Source organism: Streptomyces sp. NPDC053367 (assembly GCF_044545925.1).
GTDB lineage: Bacteria > Actinomycetota > Actinomycetes > Streptomycetales > Streptomycetaceae > Streptomyces.
In genome coordinates, this window is record NZ_JBITYN010000006.1 from 233899 (window position 1) to 257674 (window position 23776).

General features: G+C 72.2%; 17 protein-coding genes and 2 pseudogenes. 10 read left to right on the plus strand and 9 right to left on the minus strand.

Annotated elements, in window-relative coordinates:
- Positions 1-44: 44 nt before the first annotated feature.
- The 4 genes from ACIGXJ_RS18900 to ACIGXJ_RS18915 all read right to left on the minus strand — a co-directional run bounded on the left by ACIGXJ_RS18900 (position 45) and on the right by ACIGXJ_RS18915 (position 5387).
- Entirely contained in the window at positions 45-479 is a 435-nt protein-coding gene (locus ACIGXJ_RS18900) for an ester cyclase (protein WP_399646457.1), read from the minus strand.
- A 254-nt stretch (positions 480-733) separates the two neighbouring features.
- A complete protein-coding gene (locus tag ACIGXJ_RS18905; RefSeq protein ID WP_399646459.1) occupies positions 734-3433 on the minus strand; it encodes a cation-translocating P-type ATPase in 2700 nt (899 codons plus the stop codon).
- A 2-nt stretch (positions 3434-3435) separates the two neighbouring features.
- The gene (locus ACIGXJ_RS18910) at positions 3436-4317 is read right to left on the minus strand and encodes a universal stress protein (RefSeq protein WP_399646461.1); all 882 of its coding nucleotides are present in this window, start codon (positions 4315-4317) and stop codon (positions 3436-3438) included.
- Between the two features lie 182 nt (positions 4318-4499).
- On the minus strand, positions 4500-5387 hold the full coding sequence (locus tag ACIGXJ_RS18915; RefSeq protein WP_399646464.1) for a universal stress protein: 888 nt from the start codon (positions 5385-5387) through the stop codon (positions 4500-4502).
- A gap of 233 nt (positions 5388-5620) precedes the next feature.
- On the opposite strand from ACIGXJ_RS18915, the gene pflB reads away from it, so the two are divergent.
- From pflB to ACIGXJ_RS18930, 3 genes are read left to right on the plus strand one after another with little or no spacing between them, the layout of a single operon-like run.
- On the plus strand, positions 5621-7897 hold the full coding sequence (pflB, locus tag ACIGXJ_RS18920; RefSeq protein WP_399646467.1) for a formate C-acetyltransferase: 2277 nt from the start codon (positions 5621-5623) through the stop codon (positions 7895-7897).
- Complete coding sequence (gene pflA / locus ACIGXJ_RS18925) at positions 7894-8640, plus strand: pyruvate formate-lyase-activating protein (RefSeq protein WP_399646469.1); 747 nt, start codon at positions 7894-7896, stop codon at positions 8638-8640. Before pflB ends, pflA begins: the two co-directional genes overlap by 4 nt.
- A 23-nt stretch (positions 8641-8663) precedes the next feature.
- Positions 8664-9551 carry a universal stress protein gene (locus ACIGXJ_RS18930; protein WP_399646471.1) on the plus strand — a complete coding sequence of 296 codons (888 nt, stop codon included), beginning with the start codon at positions 8664-8666 and terminating at the stop codon, positions 9549-9551.
- 150 nt (positions 9552-9701) lie between these two features.
- Here ACIGXJ_RS18930 and ACIGXJ_RS18935 read toward each other — a convergent pair.
- From ACIGXJ_RS18935 to ACIGXJ_RS18950, 4 genes and pseudogenes are all read right to left on the minus strand, one after another.
- A pseudogene (locus tag ACIGXJ_RS18935) lies at positions 9702-9896 on the minus strand (pyridoxamine 5'-phosphate oxidase family protein); the annotation flags it as partial.
- A 328-nt stretch (positions 9897-10224) separates the two neighbouring features.
- Positions 10225-10887 (minus strand): CBS domain-containing protein, encoded by a 663-nt coding sequence (locus ACIGXJ_RS18940; RefSeq protein WP_399646473.1) that lies wholly within the window; start codon positions 10885-10887, stop codon positions 10225-10227.
- Positions 10888-10957: 70 nt separating this feature from the next.
- Positions 10958-11350 (minus strand): hypothetical protein, encoded by a 393-nt coding sequence (locus tag ACIGXJ_RS18945; RefSeq protein WP_399646475.1) that lies wholly within the window; start codon positions 11348-11350, stop codon positions 10958-10960.
- Positions 11289-11606, minus strand: a pseudogene (locus ACIGXJ_RS18950) (putative PEP-binding protein); the annotation flags it as partial. The pseudogene ACIGXJ_RS18950 and the gene ACIGXJ_RS18945, both read right to left, overlap by 62 nt.
- Before the next feature lie 305 nt (positions 11607-11911).
- On the opposite strand from ACIGXJ_RS18950, the gene ACIGXJ_RS18955 reads away from it, so the two are divergent.
- From ACIGXJ_RS18955 to ACIGXJ_RS18980, 6 genes are all read left to right on the plus strand, one after another.
- Positions 11912-12601 carry a response regulator gene (locus ACIGXJ_RS18955; protein ID WP_399646479.1) on the plus strand — a complete coding sequence of 230 codons (690 nt, stop codon included), beginning with the start codon at positions 11912-11914 and terminating at the stop codon, positions 12599-12601.
- Between the two features lie 422 nt (positions 12602-13023).
- Positions 13024-14229, plus strand: coding sequence for a globin domain-containing protein (locus ACIGXJ_RS18960; protein ID WP_399646482.1), 1206 nt, complete (start codon positions 13024-13026; stop codon positions 14227-14229).
- Positions 14230-14460: 231 nt separating this feature from the next.
- On the plus strand, positions 14461-15384 hold the full coding sequence (locus tag ACIGXJ_RS18965; RefSeq protein WP_399646484.1) for a carbamate kinase: 924 nt from the start codon (positions 14461-14463) through the stop codon (positions 15382-15384).
- A 143-nt stretch (positions 15385-15527) separates the two neighbouring features.
- On the plus strand, positions 15528-16412 hold the full coding sequence (locus ACIGXJ_RS18970) for a universal stress protein (RefSeq protein ID WP_399646486.1): 885 nt from the start codon (positions 15528-15530) through the stop codon (positions 16410-16412).
- 327 nt (positions 16413-16739) lie between these two features.
- Positions 16740-18485, plus strand: a complete 1746-nt coding sequence (locus ACIGXJ_RS18975) for a GAF domain-containing protein (protein WP_399646488.1) — start codon at positions 16740-16742, stop codon at positions 18483-18485.
- 468 nt (positions 18486-18953) lie between these two features.
- Positions 18954-19394 (plus strand): pyridoxamine 5'-phosphate oxidase family protein, encoded by a 441-nt coding sequence (locus ACIGXJ_RS18980; RefSeq protein ID WP_399646490.1) that lies wholly within the window; start codon positions 18954-18956, stop codon positions 19392-19394.
- A 341-nt stretch (positions 19395-19735) separates the two neighbouring features.
- On the opposite strand, the gene adhE is transcribed toward ACIGXJ_RS18980, so the two are convergent.
- A complete protein-coding gene (gene adhE, locus ACIGXJ_RS18985) occupies positions 19736-22399 on the minus strand; it encodes a bifunctional acetaldehyde-CoA/alcohol dehydrogenase (RefSeq protein WP_399646965.1) in 2664 nt (887 codons plus the stop codon).
- Positions 22400-22707: 308 nt separating this feature from the next.
- Between adhE and gap the strand changes: the two genes are divergently transcribed.
- Positions 22708-23730 (plus strand): type I glyceraldehyde-3-phosphate dehydrogenase, encoded by a 1023-nt coding sequence (gene gap, locus ACIGXJ_RS18990; protein ID WP_399646492.1) that lies wholly within the window; start codon positions 22708-22710, stop codon positions 23728-23730.
- Positions 23731-23776 lie beyond the last annotated feature (46 nt).

Genomic DNA, 23776 nt, shown 5'->3' on the forward strand with positions numbered 1-23776 from the left:
ACCCCCTGTCGGCCACCCCTCACGCCGACAAGGTCGGCAGCGGGTCAGGACGGCTCATCAGGCAGTAGCCCCAGCTGTCCCAGAAAGTCCATTTCGTCGAAGTAGAGCCGGTAGTCGACGATCCGGCCGTCCGCCACGGTGGCGATGTCGACTCCGCGGATTCTGATCTCCTTCTGTGTCGCGGGAAGTGTCTCGCCGGAAGGCAGATGCAGCGGCCCGGTGTTCCTGCCGCTGAAGAACCCCTCGTCGATGGCTGTGTCGCCGGCCTCGTACGTGTGCAGCGACTCGAACTTGGCTTCGGGCACCGCCTCCGTCATCTGCCGCCAGTACTCCACGATGTTGTCCCGCCCGCGGATCTCCCCCTCGTCCGGGGTGACGGCAACGGCGTCCTCGGCGTACAACTCGGCGATGACCTTGAGATCCGGGTGGGCTGTGAGCGCATCCGTAAGGCGATCCATGACCTCACGAGCCTGTCCCATGATCCACCTCCTCAGCTGCGGATTACTCCTTCATTTTCCCACCGCGGCCGGGCTTCTGGAGGGCGGTCGGAGCCGGGTGGCCCGCGTATGCCGTCACCATGCGAACACCGCCACAGGGTGCTCCCGGGCGGCTGGAGATGCCAGGCCGCACCACGACGGGACGGGTGCGGAGCCGGGACGGCGGAAGCGTCGCCCCCGACCGCCGGGCGCCGATGACGGGGGCCTGGCGCTCTCCGGCCGGCTGTGTCGTGGCGTCACGATGCCTGGGGAAGGCGTTCGTCACGAGGGCTGTTGCGCAGGGCACGCCAGGCGTGCTCCGTCAGGAGCACCGTGGAGGCGGTGAGGAGGCAGACGGCCCACTGCGCGGCGTCCAGGGCGACGGTGTCGAAGAGGCCCTGGGCGGAGGGCACTTGCACCGCGGTGATCTGCAGACCGAGGACGGTGGCGAGGCAGACCCACAGGGTTCGGTTGCGCAACTGGTGGCGGCCGATGACCGGGCCGGTCTCGCTGCGGGCGGTGAGAGCGTTGCAGAGCTGGAAGAGGACGAAGGTGGTGAACGCCATCGTGGTGGCGGTCGCGGTGTCGGTGAGGTGGCGGGCGGCCGCGAAGACGGCCACGGTGCCCGCAGCCATGACGGCGCCGGTGCGGACGACGGCTGTCAGGCGCCGGGTGTCGAGGATGCGTTCGGCGGGAGAGCGAGGCGGGCGGTGCATCACGTCGTCGGTGGGCGGGTCGACGCCCAGTGCCATGGCGGGCGGTCCGTCCATGATGATGTTGACCCAGAGCAGCTGGATCGCCGACATGGGGGCGGGCAGCCCGGCCAGCGCGGTGGCGAGCAGGGTGAGGATGGCGCCGATGTTGGTCGACAGCTGGAAGCGGACGAAGGTGACGATGTTGTCGTAGATGGACCGGCCGTCACGCATCGCACGGACCAGGGTGGAGAAGTCGTCGTCCGTCAGCACGACGTCCGCGGCCTCCTTGGCCACGTCGGTGCCGGTGATTCCCATGGCGACGCCGATCTGGGCGGCGCGCAGGGCGGCGGCGTCGTTGACCCCGTCGCCCGTCATGGCCACGATGTGGCCGCGGCGGGTCAGGGTGCGGACGATGGTGACCTTGTGTTCGGGAGCGACGCGGGCGAAGACGGCGATGTCCTCGATGCGGTCCGCCAGGTCCTGCTCACTCATGGCGGCCAGTTCGGCGCCGGTGACGACGTCACCGGTGATGCCCAGTTCGCCGGCGATCGCGGACGCCGTGTCGGCGTGGTCCCCCGTGATCATTTTGACGTGGACCCCTGCGGCCTGGGCCAGGGCAACGGCTTCGCTGGTCTGGGGACGTGGCGGGTCGGCGATGCCGGCGATCGCGGTGAGGGTCAGCCCTGTCGGCTCCTGCGGCTCCCACCCGGCCTTGACGGCCGTGGCGGCACCTAGCACGCGCAGGCCCGCGCCCCCCATCCGGCGGGCGACTGCGGTGATCTCCCGGCGGTGCTCCGCGGTGAGGAGCGCGGGGCCGTCTTCGGTGAGGACGTGGGTGCAGCGGTCCAGCAGGACGTCGACGGCCCCCTTGGCGTGGACGTGCAGGGTCCCGTCGGCGCCGTCGCTGTGGAAGGTGGCCATGTACTTCGCGGCGGGATCGAAGGGGACCTCGCCGGTGCGCGGGGTCCGGCTGAGCACGGCGGGGTCGAGGCCCGTCTTCGCGGCGAGAACGAGCAGGGCGGCCTCGGTGGGATCGCCGATGACGCCGTCGACGGTGAGGCGGGCGTCGTTGCACAGGGCGAACGGCAGGACGGCGGCGCGCAGGTCCCGGGCGTCGTGTCCGTCGGTCTGCAGCAGGGTGCCGTCGATGCCGTAGCCCTCACCGGTCACCTCGTAGCGGTGCCCGGCGGTCCACAGGGCCCGGGCCGTCATCTCGTTGAGGGTGAGGGTGCCGGTCTTGTCGCTGCACACCACGGTCGCGGAGCCGAGCGCCTCGACGGAGGCGAGGCGTTTGACGATGGCCCCGCGGCCGGCCATGCGGTGGACACCCAGGGCGAGGGTGAGCGTGAGGACGGCCGGCAGTCCCTCGGGGATGGCGGCGACGGCCAGTGCCACCGCCCGCAGAGCGAGGTCAGCGGGCTCCTCGCCGCGGACGAGCCCCACGAGCGCGTAGGCGGCCACAGCGACGCCACTGATCAGGGCCAGGCGCCGGCCGAGGCTGTCCATCTGCACCTGCAGCGGGCTCGGAGGGTCGCCGCCCGTCCGTAGTTCCTCGGCGATCGCGCCGACCTCGGTGCGCATACCGGTGGCGGTGACGATGATCTCGGCACGGCCGCGGGTCAGCGCGGTGTTCATGAACAGCATGCCGGTGCGTTCGGCGACGGGCACGGCGCCGACGCCGGCGGTCCCGCACGGCGCGGACGTCTTCGCGACCGGATGCGACTCGCCGGTGAGCGCTGCCTCGACGGACTCGGCCACCAGCAGACGCCCGTCGGCCGGGACCCGGTCACCTGCCTCCAGCAGCACGACATCACCGGGAACCAGCGTGCGGGCCGGGACCGTGGTGACCTCGCCGTCGCGGCGCACCCGGGCGATGGGGACCAGCATGCTGCGCAGCGCCTCCAGGCTGCGCTCGGCGCGGCGTTCCTGTACGTAGCCGACGACGGCGTCGACCAACAGGACGACGGTGATGACCAGAGCGTCCTTGACATCGCCGATGACGCCGGCGACGACAGCGGCGGCGAGCAGGATGCCGATCAGCCAGCTGCGGAACTGGTCCAGCAGGCGCAGCCATTGCGGCCTGCGGGCCGGTTCGGCGAGCTCGTTGGTGCCGCCGGTTGCGGCCCGTTCCTCGGCGTCCGCCGACGTCAGCCCGGTGGCCGGGTCCACTCCGAGCAGGCCTGCGACGTCCTCGGTCGGCCGCAGGTGGGCGTCCGCCAGGTGGTGAGTGGACGGGACCGGGACGGTCGTCTGCTGGGACACGGTCACTCCTTGCCGCGGACGACGGCCACGGGGCAGTGGGCGTGATGCAGCAGTGCCTGGCTGACCGAGCCCAGCAGCAGCCCGGTGAACCCGTCGCGGCCCCGGGCGCCGGCCACGATCAGCTGAGCGTCCCGGCTGGCGTCGATCAGCGCGTTGCGGACCCGCGAGCGCACCAGGCGCAGCTCCACGGCGACCCGCGGGTAGGCCGTACGGCAGCGGGCCACCGCCTCCTCCAGAAGGTGCTGTTCGGCCTCGCGGAGCCGGTCGGCGTCGGCCACGACAGCGGTCAACGGGTCGCCGGGACCCTCGTAGGCGCGTTCGCTCCAGGTGTTCCACACGTGCAGCGCCACGAGCGGCGCCTTGCGCAGGGCGGCCTCGGCGAACGCGAATTCCACCGCCGCCTCGCCGGCCGGGGAGCCGTCCACGGCGAGCAGTACCGGTCCGGCGGGGTCAGGACGGCCGCGGACCACCATCAGCGGGCAGTGGCCGTGGGCGGCCAGGTGCACGGCCGTCGAGCCGAGCAGCAGCCCGGAGAATCCGGTCAGGCCCCGGCTGCCCAGCACCGTCAGCGCGGCGGACCGCGACTCGATCTCCAGCACCTCGACGGTGTCGCCCGACACCACGGAGCGAGTGACTTCGACGCCCGGCGCGGTCTCGTGCGCCCGCTCCTCCGCCCGGGCCACTTCACCCCGCACCATCGGTTCCAGACCGAAGTCGCCCGGACTCCACGGCGCCGCCCCGGACGGCGGATGCGCCGACGGGTGCCCGAAGGCATGGACGATGCGCAGCGGCGCGCCCCGCAGGAGGGCCTCACGGGCCGCCACGTCGACCGCCGCCAGGCTCGACGTGGAGCCGTCCACCCCTACGATCACCGGATCACTCACTGTGTGCTCCCCTTCAGGTAGGCCGCCGGACGTGGCCCGTGTGGTGTCGAGCGTCAAGGACGGCCGACGGCGCGGCCAGGGGCCGGCAAGGCCCAAGCCCTGGGCCACTCGGCCCTGCCCGCGTCCGCCTGGCGGGGCCCCGGACACCGCGTCCGTCGCTCGTTGCCGTGGGCAGGGCCCTCTCAGCGAGGTCCGTCCCCGCCCCGCACCACCGCGACCGGGCAGTGTGCGTGGTGCACCAGGGCCTGACTGACGGACCCCAGCAGCAGCCCGGCGAAACCGCCCCGGCCCCGGGCGCCGACCACCATCAGCTGGGCGGAGCGGCTGACCTCGATCAGCGCCTCCCGGGTGGGGCCGTGTACGACGTGGTGCTCCACCACGACGTCCGGGTAGCGCTCTCGATGGCCGGCGAGCGCCTCGGCCAGCAGCCGCCGCTCCTCCTCGGCCAGCGCACCAGGCGGGTTGGCGTACGGCATGCCCGCGTCCTGCGGAGGGGGCAGCGGAGCGTTCCAGTCGGTGTAGGCGTGCAGAGCCAGCAGGGGCGCCTTGCGCAGCGCGGCCTCCGCAAAGGCGAAGTCCACCGCCTGTTCCCCCGCGGTCGAGCCGTCCACGCCCAGCACGACCGGACCGGTGTCCTGCGGGTGCTCGCGCACCACGAGCACCGGGCACCGGCCGTGCGCCGCCAGATGGACCGCCGTCGAGCCGACCAGCAGCCCCACGAAGCCGCCCATGCCCCGGGAGCCGACCACCACCAGTTCCGCCGCGCGTGACTGGGCCTCCAGCACCGTCAGCGGATCACCGGTCGTCACGACATGACCGACGTCGATGTCGGGCGCCGTGCCCCGGGCCCGCTCCACTGCGTCGGCCACCAGCCGGTCGACCATGTTCCGGATCCCGCCCTCCGGCGGACCCAGCGGCGACGGCCCCAGGGGAACATGCATCGCGGGCCACAGGTATGCGTGCACCACCCGCAGCCCCGCCCCACGCAACCGCGCCTCCCGCGCAGCCGCCTCCACCGCCGTCAGGCTGGACGCCGATCCGTCGACGCCGACGACCACCAGACCGCTCATCATGTCTCCTTCACCGGGACCTCTGGTCAAGCACACCCTCACCCCGGCCCCCCTCGCCGGTCGTGGGCCGAGCAGGCCGCAAGAAGGGCCGAAGGGCCCACGGCAAAGGGGCCACAGGGCGCGGTGAGGGGTTCCCGGCGGCCCTGCCCGGACGGCTGGCGCAGGACGAGCATCGTCAGTGGAGCCGCCTGCCGGACCCGGCGGGCGATGCCCCGGACGAAGCGGAGGCAGTGATGACGGTGGCACCTCAGGCCGAAGCGGCCCGGACGGGCGTGGACGCACCGGCGCAGGCATGGCGCGGGTTCACCGGGACACGGTGGCGCGAAAAGATCGACGTGCGCGACTTCATCCAGGCCAACTACACGCCCTACGAGGGAGAACCGGCCTTCCTGGCCGGCCCGACCGAGCGCACGCTCGCGGTCTGGCGCAAGGTCAGCGCCCTGTTCCCCGAGGAACGGCGCAAGGGCGTCCTGGACGTCGACGCCGCCACCCCGTCCACCATCACCGCGCACGCGCCGGGCTACATAGACCCGGACCGCGAGCTGATCGTGGGCCTGCAGACCGACGCGCCGCTCAAGCGCGCGATCATGCCGAACGGCGGGCTGAGGATGGTGGAGAACAGCCTCGCCGCCTACGGCTATGCGCCGGACCCGTTCGTGACGAAGGTCTTCGGCACCTACCGCAAGACCCACAACGACGGCGTCTTCGACGCCTACACCCCACAGATGCGGGCGGCCCGCAAGGCCGGGATCATCACCGGGTTGCCCGACGCGTACGGCCGCGGCCGGATCATCGGCGACTACCGGCGCGTCGCGTTGTACGGCACCGACCGGCTGATCGCGGCCAAGCGCGCCGAGCGGGCCCTGCTCGACGCGCGGACCTCCACCGCCGACGTGATCCGTGACCGGGAGGAACTGGCCGAACAGATCCGCGCCCTGGGCGAACTGGCCGAGATGGCCGCCTCCTACGGCTGCGACGTCACCCGTCCCGCCGCCACCGCCCACGAGGCCGTGCAGTGGCTGTATCTCGGGTTCCTGGCGGCGGTGAAGGAACAGAACGGTGCCGCGATGTCGCTCGGCCGCACCTCCACCTTCCTGGACGTCTACCTCCAGCGCGACCTCGATGAAGGGGCCGTTGACGAGACCCGCGCCCAAGAGCTGATCGACGACTTCGTGATCAAGCTGAGGATCGTACGGTTCCTGCGCACCCCCGAGTACGACGCGCTGTTCTCCGGCGACCCGACCTGGGTGACCGAGTCCATCGGCGGCCTCGGCGCCGACGGCCGCCCGCTGGTCACCCGCACCTCCTTCCGCTTCCTGCAGACCCTTTACAACCTCGGCCCGGCCCCGGAGCCCAACCTGACCGTGCTGTGGTCGCCGCGGCTGCCCGAGGGGTTCAAGCGGTTCTGCGCCCAGGTCTCCATCGACACCAGCAGCATCCAGTACGAGTCGGACGACCTGATGCGCCCGCGCACCGGCGACGACACCGCGATCGCCTGCTGCGTCTCCGCCATGGCCGTAGGGAAGCAGATGCAGTTCTTCGGCGCCCGGGTCAACCTGGCCAAGGCGCTGCTGTACGCCGTCAACGGCGGCCGGGACGAGATGACCGGTGAGCAGATCGCACCGCCGACGCCCCCGCTGACGGGCGAGTACCTGGACTACGACGAGCTGGCGGCGGCGTACGACCGCACGCTCGACTGGCTGGCCGAGACCTACGTCGACACCCTGAACGTCATCCACTGCATGCACGACAAGTACGCCTACGAGCGCCTCGAGATGGCGCTGCACGACCACCCGGTGCACCGGTTCATGGCCTGCGGCATCGCCGGCCTGTCGGTCGCCGTGGACAGCCTGTCCGCCGTGAAGCACGCCCGCGTGAAGGTCTTCCGGGACGGCACCGGACTCGCCGTCGACTTCCGGACAGAGGGGGAGTACCCCGCTTACGGCAACAACGACGACCGCGCCGACAGCATCGCAGTCGGCCTGGTGGAGTCGTTCATGGCGAAGGTGCGCAAGCACCCGGCCTACCGGGACGCCGAGCACACCCAGTCGGTGCTGACGATCACGTCGAACGTCGTGTACGGCAAGCACACCGGCAACACCCCCGACGGCCGGAGGTCCGGACAGCCCTTCGCCCCCGGCGCCAACCCGATGAACGGCCGCGACCGGCACGGCATGGTCGCCTCGGCCCTCTCGGTGGCCAAGCTGCCCTACGAGGAGGCCCGCGACGGCATCTCCCTCACCTCCACCGTCACCCCCGAGGGCCTCGGCCACGACCCGGCCGAGCGGGCCGCGAACCTGGCCGGCATCCTCGACGGCTACATGGCCGGCGGCGGCTTCCACATGAACGTCAACGTGCTGAACCGGGCGACGCTCGAGGACGCCATGGAACACCCCGAGAAGTATCCCGAGCTGACCATCCGCGTCTCCGGATACGCCGTCAACTTCGTCCGCCTGACCCGCGAGCAGCAGCTCGACGTGATCAGCCGCACCTTCCACGGAGCACTGTGAACACCACCACCGAGCCGGTGACGGGCCGCGTCCACTCCTGGGACCTGTCCACGGGAGTGGACGGGCCCGGCACCCGGTTCGTGCTGTTCGTCAGCGGCTGCCCGCTGCGCTGCCTGTACTGCGCCAACCCCGACACCTGGCACATGCGCGACGGCCGGGAGACCACCGTCGACGACGTGATGGCGGAGATCGGGAGGTACCGGTCCTTCGTCGGCACGGCCGGCGGGGGAGTGACCCTCACCGGCGGCGAGCCGCTGCTCCAGCCCGCGTTCACCGCGGCGGTGCTGCGCCGCTGCAAGGAACTCGGCCTGCACACAGCGCTGGACACCTCCGGTTTCCTCGGCGCCCGCGCGAACGACGAACTCCTCGCCGACACCGATCTGGTGCTCCTCGACATCAAGTCCTTCGACGCCGGCACCTACCGCACACTCACCGGCGGGTCTCTCGCTCCCACCCTGAGTTTCGCGACCCGGCTGGACCGGCTCGGTGTCCCGGTCCACATCCGTTACGTCCTGGTCCCCGGCTGGACCGACGACCCCGAAGCCGTCGACGGCCTCGGCGCGTTCCTGGCCGGACTGGGCAACGTCGACCGGGTCGACGTCCTGCCGTTCCACAAGCTCGGCGCCCACAAGTACGAGGCCCTCGGCCTGCCCTTCCCGCTGCGCGACACCCCGGCCCCCGGCCCGGAGCTGACCGAGCGGGTGCGCGAGCAGTTCCGCGAACACGGACTGAGGGCCTTGTGAGCCCCGCAGAAGGAGGACCATCCATGTCCCGTACGGTCACCGTCGGCGTGGACGGCTCCCCCGAGAGCCTCGCCGCGGCACACTGGGCGGCCCGTGAGGCCGAGCTGCGGGCGGCCGAGCTGCGTCTCGTGCACGCCGGTGACCAGCCGCCGCACGCGTACACCCCGTTCGGCGGCGAAGGCGTGCCGTCACCAGGCACCGACTTGTGCGGCCGCATGCTCGGCGAGGTCGCGGCCGCCCTGAGACACCGCCATCCCGCCCTGCGGATCACCGCCGAGCAGATCGGCGGACAGCCCGCGCGGGTGCTGCCGGCCGCGGCCGGCGACGCAGAGCTTCTGGTGCTCGGATCACGGGGCCTGGGTCCGGCGGCCGGTGTCCTGCTGGGCTCAATGGCCTCGGCCGTCGTGGCCCGCACCGGCCGGCCCGTGGTGCTGGTGCGCCCGGACACCGGCGCCGCGGTCGGCCGCCCGGCGCCGGCTCGTCCCGCCGCGCCGCACCGACAGGTGGTGCTCGGTCTTGATCTGTACCGGCCTCACGACGCCGTTCTCGAGTTCGCCTTCGACGCCGCCTCCCGCCGGGCCGCCGAGCTGCGCGTGGTGCACGGCTGGAGCCGGCCCGCCCACCGGAGTGTCGCCGACGGCGGCCCGGGGAGCACACCGGCCGACCACCTGTGCGACGGGCTCGCCGAGACGCTGCGTCCATGGCGGGAGAAGTACCCGGACGTGGAGGTGACGCAAGAGGCGGTCGTCGGCACGCCGGGCGCGCATCTGGTCGACGCCTCGCACGGTGCCGCGCTGGTCGTCGTCGGCCGCAAGCGTCGTCACGGCCCGCTCGGGCCGCACCTCGGAGCGGTCGCCCACGAGGTGCTGCGCCTCGCCGCGGCACCCGTCGCGGTGGTCGCCCACGACTGAGTCGCGGACGCCATCGTGCGAGACGCCGGGGGACCGACGGGTCCCCCGGCGTTCGGCCGCGACGGTCAGGCGGATGCCGGTGAAAGGATCGGGGCGGATGCGGCCCGCGTGGTCCATGGTCTGCCGCACCCAGGGGTGCGACAGACTCCGGTGGCGGGCGAGTTCGTCCGGCTCGGTGATCAGACGGGCGTAGCCGGTGACGACCAGGCTCCAGCCCAGGTGCGTTTCGGGGTCGATCGCGTCCGTGTCGTAGGCGACGACGACGCCCGAGCCGCCGACGCGCCGGGCGCGCGAGATCGGTGCGGAGCCCGCATGCGCGCTGATGACGATGTCTCCCTGGTCCACGACGTGGCCGAAGGGGACGCTGTCCAGCAGCCTGTGCTTCCGCCCTCTCGAGCTCCACGCTCTGTCGTGGTCCGACGGCGGGAATCGGCGCGTTGTAGGCGGTCGTGGCGTTCCGACCGGGGTTGTGGCTCGCGGCCGAGGTCTTCGAGGGCGCGGCCCGCCGGGAGCGGCGGACGGCCGGCTGCGAGCGGCACCGCGAGGGAGGCCGGTGCCGCTCGCCCTTCCACTCCGCCCTGGCCGCGTCGCGGCCCCATATGCCGATGGTCGTTGTCCGTAGGGCGGCCGGCCCCGGCACGGCCCGTCGGCCCGGACGCGTCGGTCCGGGGCCTCATGGCTCGGCGTGGGCGGCCCGAGGCGCGGGGCAGTCGTCGAGGCGGTACGTCAGTGCGTTGACCACGCCGACGGCTCCCTCCACCCGCCATGCCGACCGTATCGCCAGGGGGATGTCGCTGCGGTGCTCCAGGCAGCCCTTGAGGGTGACGACGCCGTCCCGGACGAAGACGGTGACGGCGTCACGGGCCAGGCCGAGGGAGCCGGCCAGGACATCGTCGGCCACCTGCCGCCGGATGTCCTCGTCCGTGCGCAGGAAGACCCGCAGCAGGTCGCGGCGGGTGGCGATGCCGACGAGCCGGTCCTCCTCGTCCACCACGGGCAGCCGCGCGATGCTCTGACGTTCCATCAGGCGGGCGGCGTCCGGGACCGATTGCTCGGGGTGCACGGTGATCGCGGGGGTGGACATCAGCTCCGCCGCGACGACGCCCGGGATCTTGTGCGTCGGAGTGCGCCCCGGCCACCGGTCGGCACGGGGCGCCCGGCCGCGCACGAGGTCGGTCGCCGAGACCACGCCGACCACCTTGTCGTCCCCGTCCACGACGGGCAGTCCGCCGATCCGGTGCTGGTCCAGCAGCCGTACGAGTTCCTTGAACGGCGTCCGTGGACGAACCCGGACGACGTCGGTGGTCATGACCTCTCCGATGATGCGGGTCCTCACGCCGCCCTCCTTCTCCACTGCGCCGGGCCTGCCGTGGGAGACATCGGCTCCACGGCAGGCCCCGCGACGCCTACTCCTGCCGACCGTGCACCGGGCCGCCGCGCCATGGCGGGGGCGTGGACGACCTGCGGCCCGCCTCCGCGCGGTGCGCGGCCTGCTCCACCTGGCCGCGCAGCCGGTCCTGCAACCGGTCCGCGAGTTCGTGCGCGCTCGCCTCGCGCCCGTGGACGACCACGAGGACGCCCCCCACCCGGATCTCGGCCCGCGCCGACCACGGCTGCTCTACGTGGTGCGCGGCGGCTCTGCCGACCCGTACCTCGCCGCTCACAGCCGGCAGCCCTGACCGGCCGAGGACCGCCTCGACCTTGCCGCGGACGTACGTGAGCTCCTCCTCGGTGACGTCACCCTCGGCCCGTACCCGCACAGCGGGGGACTGCTGGACGCCGGTGTCCCTGACGGTCATCTGCTTCACTCCTTGTGATCGCTCTGCGTCTCCAGCCTGCTGCGGATCCCGTCCCGGTCCCAGGGCCGCTCGGTCCCGGCCCCGGGACCAGGGGTCCTCCGCACCGGCTGTCGCTGTCCTCGGTCCCGTCGAGCGGGGCCCTGCCTGCCTCCAGACGGGCCACAGGGACGCGGAACGGTGAGCAGGCGACGTGGTCCGGTCCCGCCCCGTGGAAGAAGTGGATCGAATCCGGGTCACCCCTGTGCTCCCCGCACACGGTGCCGGCCGGGTAGTCACCCGGATGCCGGTCTCAGCGGAGACCTCGGCCGGTATCCGTTCGACCTCGGCGCGCCCGATGCGCAGTTCCTCCACAGCCGTGGTGCGCCGGGGCGTCGGCGGGGTAGTCGTCGGTGGTGAGGACCGGGGAAGGCTGCCGGCTGTGAGGAGGAGGGTGCGCAAGGAGGGCCGATCGGCCCTGGCCCTTGGTCCCGGTACCGCCGATGATCTCTTCAGAAGACGGCCCCTCGCGTCCCCGTCCGCACAACCGGTTCGGAGCGCGTACTCGGTGAACAGGAGCATTCGATGGTGGACGGCGGGCAGCCCGGCCCCGACAACCCGATCACGGTCTTCCTGCTGGACGACCACGAGGTGGTGCGCCGCGGCGTGCACGACCTGCTGAACGACGAACCGGACATCACCGTTGTCGGCGAGGCCGCGACCGTCGAGCAGGCGCTGGCCCGTGTTCCCGCCCTGCGTCCCCAGGTCGCGGTCCTCGATGTTCGGCTGCCGGACGGCGACGGCGTCACGGTCTGCCGGGAGCTGCGCTCCCGTATGCCGGACCTGGCCTGCCTGATGCTGACCTCGTTCGATGACGAGGAGGCGCTGCTCGACTCGATCATGGCCGGGGCGGCCGGATACGTGCTGAAGCAGATCCAGGGCTCCGACCTCGTCGCCGCCGTGCGGACGGTGGCCCGGGGCCAGTCGCTGCTCGACCCCAGCGCCACCGCCAAGCTGATGGCCCGGCTGCGCGGGGGACAGCCCAAGGAGGAGCCGGACGCGCTGCCCGGCCTCACCGACCGCGAGCGGGAGATCCTGACGCTCATCGGAGAAGGGCTGACCAACCGGCAGATTGGTCAGCGGCTCTACCTCGCCGAGAAAACGGTCAAGAACCACATCTCGCGGCTGCTGGCAAAGCTCGGCGTGGAACGCCGTATCCAAGCCGCTGTGATCGCCACCGAGGCCCGGGACCGGATTCAGAACCAAGGCCGTTGACCCGCCGCCGAGGGCGCGGCGGCGCTTCCCCTGCTGGTTGCTCATGGGGGACGCCGGCCGCGCCGTCGCCGTGCCCGCGGCCGCCCCGCACCGAGCGACCGCAGCCCCTGGCTGAGCCCTCTTCGGCCTACCCCTCGGGGCGTCGCCGCGAGCGGTCTGCCCGAGGGTCTGCTGCGGAACGGCACTGTCGGAGCGTTCGGTGACCCGTCCTCAGGAACCACCTACTGCGCTGCGGGAGGCGCGGGCCAGGGCCGTTCGGCCCCCAAGAGCCCACCACCGCCCGGCCCGAACGGCCCGATGTACGCGGACGTTGGTCCCCGAGCGGGCGATCGGCCCGGGAGCGAGCCCGATCGGCTGATAGACCGGACGCAAGCCCAGTGAGAGCGGCGAGCCCGAGCTCGTCCTCATGTCCGAGGAGACCCATGCTTTCGCCCGAGTCCGCCGCAGTCGTCCGTGCCACCCTGCCCGCCGTGGGCGGAGCCCTCGACGAGATCACGGCACGCTTCTACGGCACCATGTTCAGCGAGCACCCCGAGCTGCTGGACGGCCTGTTCAACCGGGGCAACCAGGCCACCGGAGCCCAGCGCAAGGCCCTGGCCGGTTCCATAGCGGCCTTCGCCCAGGCGCTGCTCGCCGACCCCGACGCGCGGCCGGACGCCCTGCTGTCCCGGATCGCCCACAAGCACGCAGCGCTCGGTGTGACCGAGGACCAGTACACGATCGTGCACAAGTATCTGTTCCGCGCCATCGGGGACGTGCTCGGTGACGCGGTCACCCCGGAGGTGGCCGCCGCCTGGGACGAGGTGTACTGGCTGATGGCCGGGGCGCTCATCGCCCTGGAGGCACGGCTCTACCAGGACGCGCAGGTCGACCCGCGGCACCCCTGGCGGCAGTGGAAGGTCGTCGAGCGGCACGAGGAGACGCCCGACGTGGTGTCCTTCTTCCTCCGTCCGGCCGACGGCGCGCCGGCGTCGGCCGCCTGCGCCGGGCAGTACGTCAGCGTCCGGGTGCGCATGCCCGACGGCGTGCACCAGGTCCGCCAGTACAGCCTGTCCAACGCACCCGGGGAGGACCTCCGGCGCATCACCGTCAAACGCGCGACGAGCGCGGCCGGGGCACCCGAGGGCGAGGTGTCCGACCACCTGCACCGCACGGTCGCCGCAGGTGACGAGCTGACGCTCTCCGCCCCGTTCGGTGACGTGATCCTCGACGACGCCGACAGCCCGCTGGTGCTGGTCTCCGCGGGCATCGGTTGCACGCCCATGGTCGGCATGCTGGAGCACCTCGCGGCCACCGGCGCCACCCGCCCGGTACAGGTGCTGCATGCCGACCGCTCCCCGGCCGACCATGCCCTGCGCGAGGACACGCGCCGCCTGGCCGACGAACTGCCGGACGCCTCCGCCCAGTTCTGGTACGAGCAGGACGCCGCCGGCGAACCCGGCGCGCGCAGCGGCCTGATGGATCTCGCCGGCCTCGACCTGCCCGAGGACTCCGACGTCTACCTCTGCGGCTCGGTTCCCTTCATGCGCGCGGCGCGCTCGCAGCTCCTGCGGGCGGGAATCCCGGCCCGGCACATCCGCTACGAGGTCTTCGGCCCCGACCTGTGGCTGGCCCACGCCGAAGGCTGAGAACCCGGGACACCGCAACGTCGAGGGCAGAAGCTCCCGGCACCTGGGGGGACCGGATCAGCGTGCCGCTGCCCCACCAGGTCACGGCCAAGAACCGTCTCACCGGGCCCTGAGGCACTCGAAGTCATCGAGGAGGTGTTCCTGTCGGACGCCTCGGTCGTGGGCGGCCAGGCCGAGAACCGGCTGCACGCCGGCAAGGCCGTACCTGTCGCCACCCTGGAGGACTGAGTCATGCGCATCGTCATCGCCCTCGGCGGCAACGCCCTGCTGCGCCGGGGCGAACGCCCCGACGCCGCGGTGCAGCAGGAGAACATCGACCGCGTCTCCACCGCCCTCGCCGCACTCGCGCACGAGCACGAGATCGTCGTCACCCATGGGAACGGACCGCAGATCGGGCTGCTCGCCGCGGAGAGCGAGGCGGACCCCGAGCTCAGTGCCCCCTACCCGCTGGACCTGCTCGGCGCCCAGACCGAAGGACTGATCGGCTCACTGCTGGTCCGGGCACTGCACAACGCCCTGCCCGGGCGCAGGATCGCCGCACTCGTCACTCATACCCTCGTGCGGGCCGACGATCCCGCCTTCACCCGGCCCACGAAGTACGTGGGGCAGGTGTACTCCCGGGCCGCGGCCCGGACGCTGTCCCGCCAGCGCGGCTGGACCGTCGCCCGGGACACCGGTGGCTGGCGTCGCGTCGTGGCCTCCCCCTCGCCCGAACGGATCGTGGAGACCGACACCGTCGAGGACCTGCTCTCTCACCAGACCCTGGTGGTCTGCGCGGGCGGGGGAGGGGTTCCCGTCACCGCCGACAGCGTCACCGGTGCGCTGCGCGGCGTGGAGGCGGTCGTCGACAAGGACCTGACGGCGGCTCTTCTGGCGGAGGACCTCAAGGCCGACTTCCTCCTCATCCTCACGGACGTGCCCCACATCTACCGGGCCTACGGCACGCTCGAGCAGCACCCGGTCCTCGACACCACCCCCGCCGAACTGCGCCGAGACCGGTTCGCCGCCGGTTCGATGGGCCCCAAGGCCGAGGCCGCCGCCCGGTTCGTGCAACGCACGGGAGGACTGGCCGCCATCGGCGCGCTCGACGCCGCGTACGAGATCGTCCACGGCAGGTCCGGCACGCTCGTCCGCCCCGACCTGCCGGTGAGCTGAGGGCCACGCCCGTACGCGACGGAGGCCGTTCGGCCCTCGAACCGGACCCCAGTGGCCCTGCGCGCCCTACGGCCGCCGGCCGGATCCTGACATCGCACGTCCAACTCTCGTATTCCCCATCCCTGTTCCAGGAGGCATGCAGCATGTCCCGTCCTGTCACCGTCGGTCTCGACGGATCACGTGAGAGCCTGGCCGCGGCCGAGTGGGCCGCCCGGGAGGCCGAGCTGCGCGAGCTGCCGCTCCGGCTCGTCAACGTCTGGACACCCGTCCCCGAGCGCGTCGTGCAGGCGCCGCTCCTCGGCCCCGAGACGCTCCGGCACTGGAGCGAGCGGATCCCCCGGGACGCGGCCGGCGCTCTCCGGCGGCGGCACCCAGGACTCGAGGTGAGCATCGAGCAGCTCGTGGGCCGGCCCGGCGAGACATTGGCGGCAGCGTCGAAGGAATGCGAACTGCTCGTCCTCGGCTCTCGCGGACTGAGCGGGATCGGCGGCTTCCTGGTCGGCTCCGTCGCCCAGGCCGTCGTCGCGCGTGCCGAGGTGCCCGTGGTCCTCGTCCGCGCCGGGCAGGACACCGCCGACGAGCCCGGCACGGCGGCGACCGGGGCCCGGCCCGTCGTCCTGGGACTCGACGCGGACAGTCCGCACGACGCCGTGATCGGCTTCGCCTTCGAGGAGGCCGCCCGCCGCGCCACCGGCCTGCGGGTCGTCCACGGCTGGAGCCTCCCGCCGTACTACCCCTACGGCCTGGCCAACGACCCGGGCATGTTCGCCGAGCTCGGCAGGCAGGACGCCGTCGCCGTGGCCGGGGTGGTCGAGCCGTGGAAGCAGAAGTTCCCGCAGGTGGAGGTCACGGAGGAGTCCCGCGGCGGCAGTGCCGCGATCCACCTCGTCGACGCCTCCCGCGACGCGTCTCTGGTCGTCGTCGGCCGCCGCATCCGCCGCAACCCCTTCGGCATCCACATCGGCTCCGTCACCCACGCCGTGCTGCACCACGCCAGCGCCCCCGTCGCCGTCGTCGCGCACGACTGACTCCGGTCCGCCCCGCCCCCGACGAGAACAAGGACCGTGAAAGCAGCGGTCGTACGAGCTTCGCCGAGCCCCTCGTCATCGGGGCACGCGCCGTTCCCCGGCTGGGCAAGGCGTGCGGGCGGGGCGAACCCTGCCTGTCGGGCGGGGAGACGCTGTGCGAGCACCTGGCTGCACCCGCTACGGATGCGACGGGGGGTTCGCAGAGAAGATGCCGGCGTGGGCCGACTTGGCCCAGGCGGTGCCCGGGACCGGCCTCGGCCTGATGCTGTACCTTCCCGTGGAGCGGACCGTTACCGTTGACCGAAGCGACGACGGTCTGCTGTCGAGATGACGAGGGGAAGTACCGCGGTGGAGAGCGCCGAGGAGGCCCGGGCAGCCCGAGTCCGGCTGCCCCAGCTGAGGCTGGACGAACTGCTCCAGGAGGTGCAGGCCCGCCTCGACGCGGCCCGCGGTACGCGCGACCGGGTGCACAGCCTCCTGGAAGCCGTCCTTTCGGTGGGGCGCGAGCTGGACCTGGAGCAGGCGCTGCGCAGCATCGTGCAGGCCGCCGCAGTGCTGGTGGACGCCGAGTACGCGGCGTTGGGTGTGATCGGGCCGGACGGCAGGCGGCTCTCGGAGTTCCTCACCGTGGGCGTCTCCGACGAACAGATCCGGAAGATCGGGCCTTTCCCCGAGGGACACGGCATCCTCGGCGAGCTGATCCGCAAACCAGAGCCCCTGCGGCTGTCCAAGCTGTCCGAGCACCCCGCCTCCTACGGGTTCCCGCCTCATCATCCGCCGATGAACAGCTTCCTGGGCGTCCCCATCCGGGTGCGGGACCAGGTCTTCGGCAACCTGTACCTGACGGAGAAGCGCGGCGGGGCGCAGTTCGACGAGGACGACGAGTCGGTGCTGGCCACTCTCGCGGTGGCCGCGGGTGTGGCCATCGACAACGCCCGCCTGTACGAGGAGTCCCGGCTGCGGGAGCGCTGGCTGCGAGCCAGCGCGGAGATCACGCACAGCCTGCTGTCCGGCAGTGAGGGCGGCGAGGTACTGCGGCGGATCGCCGAGCTGGCCCGGGAAATCACCGGTGCCGCGCTGGCCCTGGTCGCGGTGCCGATGCAGGACACCGCATCGCTCACGGTGGAGCTGGCCATCGGCCAAGAGGCGGAGTCGCACCGCGGCCTGGTGCTTCCGGTGCACGGCAGTCTCATCGGTGAGGCATTCTCCGCGGCCGCCCCCATCACCAGCCCCGACGTCACACGTGACGAACGGATCTCGGCGGGCCCGCCGCGCTTCAAGGGGCTCGGTCCCGCCGTTGCCGTCCCCATCGGCTCGGGCGAGGACCTGCGCGGCGTCGTCCTGCTGGTCCGCGAGGCGGGCCGGACGGCGTTCACCGGCGAGGAGATCGAGCCGCTTCAGGGCTTCGCCGCACAAGCGGCGGTCGCGATGGAGCTGGCGGAACGCCGCCGAGACGCCGAGCAGATCGCGGTGCTCCAGGACCGCGACCGCATCGCCCGCGACCTGCACGACCTCGCGATCCAACGGCTGTTCGCCACCGGCATGACCTTGCAGAGCGCCGGCCGCTTCATCGAGCACCAGGAGGCCGCCGAGCGCGTCGCGCGCGCGGTGGACGACCTGGACGAGACCATCAAGATCATCAGGTCCACCATCTTCGGCCTGCGGGCCCGTGACGAGGTCGCCGGGCCGGGCCTGAGAGCCCGTGCGGTACGCGTGGTCGGCGAGGCCGCCCCGGTTCTCGGGTTCGCGCCCAGCGTGCGGATGGAGGGGCTGCTGGACACGCACGTGCCGAAGGAGACCGCCGATCACCTGGTGGCCGTTCTCTCCGAGGCGCTGACCAACATCGCCCGGCACGCGCGGGCGGGCCGCGCCGAGGCGGTCCTGGAGACCGATGGGCGCGACGTACGGCTGGAGGTCACCGACGACGGCGTCGGCATCCCCGCTGAGGGGCGGCGCAGCGGCCTGGACAACATGGCCGAGCGTGCCAGGCAATTGGGCGGCGACTTCGAGTGGACCAGCCCTGCCGAGGGCGGCACGAGGTTGGTGTGGCGGGTGCCGGTCACGGACGGGTAGACGGAGCCGTCGCAGTCCGTCCGGCGGACCCGTGCGCGCGCCCTGTCGCCGGCCGGTGCTCGGCACGCCGACGAGGAGCACGGCGCGTACGGAACGGTGCTCGGCGCGCTGCCGCGCGAACGGGTCGTCGGCCGCATGAGCCCTCACCAGGCCGGCGACGGTACCGCCCACACGGTCAGCGCACGCCAAGGCACCGCAGGCGGCGGGCGAGGACCGACGTCTGCCTTTCCCGGCCTGTCCGGCCCCACCGGTGCGGGACGGCACCGGTCCGTCCGGCCGGGCGCCGGCGGCAGTCGGGCTCCGGCAGCGCCCGGGCTCCCGGACGGCCCGGTCCATCGGTCCGTCCAGGGGTGGGGCAGTGGGCCGTTCTCCGGCCCGGCCGGGACCCATGGGCCCTCACCCTCGTGCGCGGCCCGGATCAGGCTGGAAGTAGCAGTACCGCTGTATCGAGCGAAGGACGGCCGGCCGATGTACGCCAACGATGGTTTCCGCGAACTGGAGCGGCACGAGTGCCTGCGCCTGATGGCTGAGGTGCCCGTCGGCCGTATCGTTCACACGCGCCGGGCACTGCCCGCCGTGTTGCCGGTCAACTTCACGCTGGACGACGACGGCGCGGTCCTGCTGCGCACGTCGGCGGACTCGGAGCTGGTCCGCGCGATAGACGGCGCGGTGGTCGCTTTCGAGGCCGACGCCGTCGACGCGGACCGGCAGTCCGGCTGGAGTGTCGTCGTCACGGGCTCGGCGAGGGTCGTGACCGATCCCGCCGAGCATGAGCGTCTGGTCCGCTGCGGTCCGGTCTCCTGGGTGCCCGCGGCACGTGAGGTCTTCGTCCGTATCGAGCCCGAGCTCGTCACCGGGCGTGAGCTCGTCGGGGGACGCACCTTGTACGGAGTGCACGTCTCCGCCTGAACACTCCTTCCTGCCTTCTCCTTGTGCGCTTCCCGGCCGCCGGTTCCCAGGCGGTACGGCCTCCTCGGGATGCGGCACGGTGGCTCGTAGACCGACCGCACACCGTACGAAGGCGATGGTGCGCTCCGGGAGATTCCCTCGCCCTGAGGATCCTCGCGGCGCGGCACGAGAGGGGGCACCGCAGCCGAGAGTTCCCGACCGGTTGAGACTGCGGTCGGGAGCTCTCGGCTGTACGGATGAGGTGCATACCGAGCCGTTCTGCGGCCGGCCGTATCGAAGCCTCTGCCTGGAACGCGAACGGATCGGCACCCCATCCGGATGCCGATCCCATCCGCTCGTGCCTATGCGTCGGTCGCCCGGGCCGGTCCGTAGTAGGCCGCGTGCATGAGGTTCTGCATGTCGTCGAGCATCGGCATGCGGGGGTTGGCGGGCGCGCACTGGTCCTCGTAGGCGTTCATGGCCTGTTGGGGCAGCGCGTCCAGGAACACCCTTTCGTCGACGCCGAGGGCCTGGAACGACGCCTCGATGCCCACGGCGTCGCGCAGGCGCTCCACGGCCGCCGCGAGCGACTCCACGCCCTGCTCGGGCGTGGCGGCGGACAGGCCGAGGGTGCGGGCGATGTCCTGGAAACGCTCGGGAGCGCGGTAGTTCTCGTACTTGGGCCAGCCGGTCAGCTTGGTGGGGACGGTGCCGTTGTAGCGGATGACGTGCGGGAGCAGGACCGCGTTGGTGCGACCGTGAGCGATGTGGAAGGTGGCGCCGAGGGTGTGGGACATGGCGTGGACGATGCCGAGGAAGGCGTTGCCGAAAGCCATGCCCGCGATCGTGCCGGCGTTGTGCATCTTCTCCCGCGCCTCGGCACTGTCGGCGCGGTCGTTCACCGCCGCCCGGAGGTGGCCGAAGACCAGCCGGATCGCGTGCAGCGCGAGACCGTCGGTGAAGTCGTTGGCGTACACCGAGACATACGCCTCGATGGCGTGGGTGAGGGCGTCGAAACCGCTGTCGGCGGCCAGCGCCGGGGGCATCGCGGTGGTGAGGAGCGGGTCGACGATGGCCACGCTGGGGGTGAGCGCGTAGTCGGCCAGCGGGTACTTCTTGCCCGTCGCCGGGTCGGAGATGACCGCGAAGGGGGTGACCTCCGCGCCGGTGCCGGACGTGGTGGGGATGCAGACCAGGCGGGCGCGGGCGCCCGGCACCGGGAAGTGGAAGGCGCGCTTGCGGATGTCTGAGAACTTCTGCCGCATGTCGGCGAAGACGATGTCGGGCTGCTCGTACAGCAACCACATCACCTTGGCCGCGTCCATGGGCGAGCCGCCACCCAGCGCGATGATCGTGTCCGGTCGGAAATCCCGCATGAGCGCGGCGCCGCGCTGGACGGAGTCGATGCTGGGCTCGGGTTCGACGTTGTCGATGATCTGGACGGTGACCGGCTGCCGGCGGCGCTGCAGGACGCGCGTGACGCGGTCGACGAAGCCGAGGCGGGTCATGGTGGCGTCGGTGACGACCGTTACGCGGTGGACGTCGGGCATCGACGCCAGGTAGCGGATGGCCTGTGGCTCGAAGTAGATCTTCGGCGGGACCTTGAACCACTGGAGGTTGTTGCGGCGGGTGGAGAGCCGCTTGACGTTCAGCAGCTGGGCCGCCGAGACGTTGTTGGACACCGAGGTGCTGCCCCAGGAGCCGCAGCCCAGCGTAAGCGACGGCAGCAGGCCGTTGTAGATGCCGCCGATCGCTCCCTGCGAGGAGGGCGAGTTGACGATGATCCGCACCGTCTTCATCCGCCGGCCGTACGCCTCCGCCACGGCACGGTCCTCGGTGTGGACGACGGCGCTGTGGCCCTGGCCGTGGAAGGCCACCATGTCCGCGGCGAGGTCGAAGCCCTGCTGTTCGGAACCGGCGCGCAGCACGGCCAGCACCGGGCAGAGCTTCTCCCGGGTCAGCGGCTCGTCCGGGCCGACCCGCTCGGTTTCGACCAGGATGACCGAGGTGTCCGCGGGGACCGTGAACCCGGCCTGCTCGGCGATCCATGCCGGACTCCGGCCGACGGCAGCGGAGTTGACCTTGGGCTCGCAGCCTCCGCCCGGGGCCTCACCGACGGGGAAGAGAAAAGCTTCCAGCTTCGCCTTCTCCTCCGCACTCGCCAGGTGGGCGTGCAGCGTGCGGAACTCGGCGAGGGCCGCGTCGTAGATCTCCTCGTCCAGGATCACGGCCTGCTCGGAGGCGCAGATCATGCCGTTGTCGAACGACTTCGAGAGCACCAGATCGTGGACGGCGCGGCGCAGCTTCGCGGTCCTGTGCACATACGCCGGGACGTTGCCCGCGCCGACGCCCAGGGCGGGCTTGCCCGCCGAGTAGGCGGCCTTGACCATGGCGTTGCCGCCGGTGGCGAGGATGAGGGAGATGCCGGGGTGGTGCATGAGCGCCCGGGTCGCCTCGACCGAGGGTGCCTCGATCCACTGCACGCAGTGCTCGGGCGCGCCGGCGGCGACGGCGGCGTCCCGGACCGTCCGGGCCGCCTCGGCGCTGCTGCGCTGGGCGGAGGGGTGGAAGGCGAAGACGATCGGGTTGCGGGTCTTCAGCGCCATCAGCGCCTTGAAGATCGTGGTCGAGGTCGGGTTGGTGACGGGGGTGACGGCGGCCACCACGCCGACCGGCTCCGCTATCTCGACGATGTCCTCGATGTCGTCGCGGGCGATGACACCGACGGTCTTCATCCGGCCCATGCTGTGGGTGACGTGCTCGCAGGCGAACATGTTCTTGGCCGCCTTGTCCTCGAAGACACCGCGTCCCGTCTCCTCGACGGCGAGCCGGGCCAGCGTGGTGTGCTGGTCCAGCGCGGCGACCGACGCCTTCTTGACGATGTGGTCGACCTGTTCCTGGGTGAGGTCCTCGTAGTCGTTGAGCGCCTTCAGCCCGTTCGTGACCAGCCGGTCGACGGCGACGGCGCCGTCGGACGGCACCTCGGTGGGGGCGGCGGTCGCGGTGCGGGCGTCGTGGCGGGTCATGGGCGTGCCTCCGTCGTCGAAGGGGGGAAGCCGCGCGGGCGGCGGCCAGTCGGCGAGCGACGCCGCGGGGGACCGGCGCCGCTCTGCCATCAGCGTCTCTCCCGCAGCCGTGTCCCGCGCAGGTCCGCACAGTCCCCACTAGGCGTCCGACAGTCCTCGGTACGAGGGCCGGACGGCCCACTGGCCCCTGCGGCCGACGGCGGGGCCGAACGTCCCCCGGCCCGCCCCCGTAGGGCCCAAGCCCGCTCCCGACCCCGGCCGCAAGGCTGGCGGCGACACAGGCAGGACCGACCGAGAGGGTGACGGGCGTGAGCGTACGCGTGGGAATCAATGGCTTCGGCAGGATCGGGCGCAACTATCTGCGGCTGGTGCTGGAACGCGCGGAGCAGGGGACCGGCACGGCGATCGAGGTCGTGGCGGTCAACGACATCACCTCGCCGGCCGCGCTGGCCCATCTGCTGGCGTACGACTCGACGTACGGCCGCCTCGGCCGCCACGTCGGGCACGACGACGACTCGATCACCGTGGACGGCCACCGCGTCGCCGTGACCGCCGAACGCGACCCGGCCGCCCTGGCCTGGGGCGACCTCGGCGTGGACGTCGTGATCGAGTCCACCGGGCGCTTCCGCACCCGCGAGCAGGCCGGACAGCACCTGAGGGCCGGCGCCCGCAAGGTGCTGCTGTCCGTGCCGGGCAAGGACGTCGACGCCACGATCGTGATGGGCGTCAACGAGGGGACGTACGATCCGCAGAACGACCATGTCGTCTCCAACGCCTCCTGCACGACGAACTGCGTGGCGCCCATGGTGAAGGTGCTGCACGAGCACTTCGGCCTGGTCAAGGGGCTGATGACCACGATCCACGGCTACACCAACGACCAGGTGGTCCTCGACGGCCCGCACAAGGACCCGCGCCGCGGCCGCAGCGCCGCCGTCAACATCATCCCCACCAGCACAGGAGCAGCGCGCGCCGTCGGCCTCGTCCTGCCGGAACTGTCCGGCACCCTGGACGGCATCGCCGTGCGCGTGCCCGTGGAGGACGGCTCGCTGACCGACCTCGGCGTGATCCTCGACCGGCCGGTGACCGCGGACGAGGTCAACAGAGCCTTCCGGGAGGCCGCCGACGGGCCCCTGAAGGCCGTCCTGCGGGTCTCCGACGCCCCGATCGTCTCCCGGGACATCGTCGGCGACCCCGCGTCCTGCGTCCTGGACGCCCCCCTGACCCAGGCGCACGGCGAACTGGTCAAGGTCTTCGGCTGGTACGACAACGAGTGGGGCTACACCAACCGGCTGCTGGACCTGACCGAGTACGTCGCCGCCCGGCTCGCGTAGAGCGGACGGGTCGCAGTCGACATCGTTGTACGGTCGGCGCGTCGGT

What these genes read in the sequence shown, in the direction of transcription:
- ACIGXJ_RS18930 (WP_399646471.1), top strand. Translation starts at nt 8,664, where the DNA reads ATGTCCCGTACGGTCACCGTCGGCGTGGACGGCTCCCCCGAGAGCCTC.
- ACIGXJ_RS18955 (WP_399646479.1), top strand. Translation starts at nt 11,912, where the DNA reads ATGGTGGACGGCGGGCAGCCCGGCCCCGACAACCCGATCACGGTCTTC.
- pflB (WP_399646467.1), top strand. Translation starts at nt 5,621, where the DNA reads ATGACGGTGGCACCTCAGGCCGAAGCGGCCCGGACGGGCGTGGACGCA.
- ACIGXJ_RS18960 (WP_399646482.1), top strand. Translation starts at nt 13,024, where the DNA reads ATGCTTTCGCCCGAGTCCGCCGCAGTCGTCCGTGCCACCCTGCCCGCC.
- ACIGXJ_RS18980 (WP_399646490.1), top strand. Translation starts at nt 18,954, where the DNA reads ATGTACGCCAACGATGGTTTCCGCGAACTGGAGCGGCACGAGTGCCTG.
- ACIGXJ_RS18975 (WP_399646488.1), top strand. Translation starts at nt 16,740, where the DNA reads ATGACGAGGGGAAGTACCGCGGTGGAGAGCGCCGAGGAGGCCCGGGCA.
- ACIGXJ_RS18915 (WP_399646464.1), bottom strand. Translation starts at nt 5,387, where the DNA reads ATGAGCGGTCTGGTGGTCGTCGGCGTCGACGGATCGGCGTCCAGCCTG.
- ACIGXJ_RS18900 (WP_399646457.1), bottom strand. Translation starts at nt 479, where the DNA reads ATGGGACAGGCTCGTGAGGTCATGGATCGCCTTACGGATGCGCTCACA.
- ACIGXJ_RS18970 (WP_399646486.1), top strand. Translation starts at nt 15,528, where the DNA reads ATGTCCCGTCCTGTCACCGTCGGTCTCGACGGATCACGTGAGAGCCTG.
- ACIGXJ_RS18965 (WP_399646484.1), top strand. Translation starts at nt 14,461, where the DNA reads ATGCGCATCGTCATCGCCCTCGGCGGCAACGCCCTGCTGCGCCGGGGC.
- adhE (WP_399646965.1), bottom strand. Translation starts at nt 22,399, where the DNA reads ATGACCCGCCACGACGCCCGCACCGCGACCGCCGCCCCCACCGAGGTG.
- ACIGXJ_RS18945 (WP_399646475.1), bottom strand. Translation starts at nt 11,350, where the DNA reads ATGACCGTCAGGGACACCGGCGTCCAGCAGTCCCCCGCTGTGCGGGTA.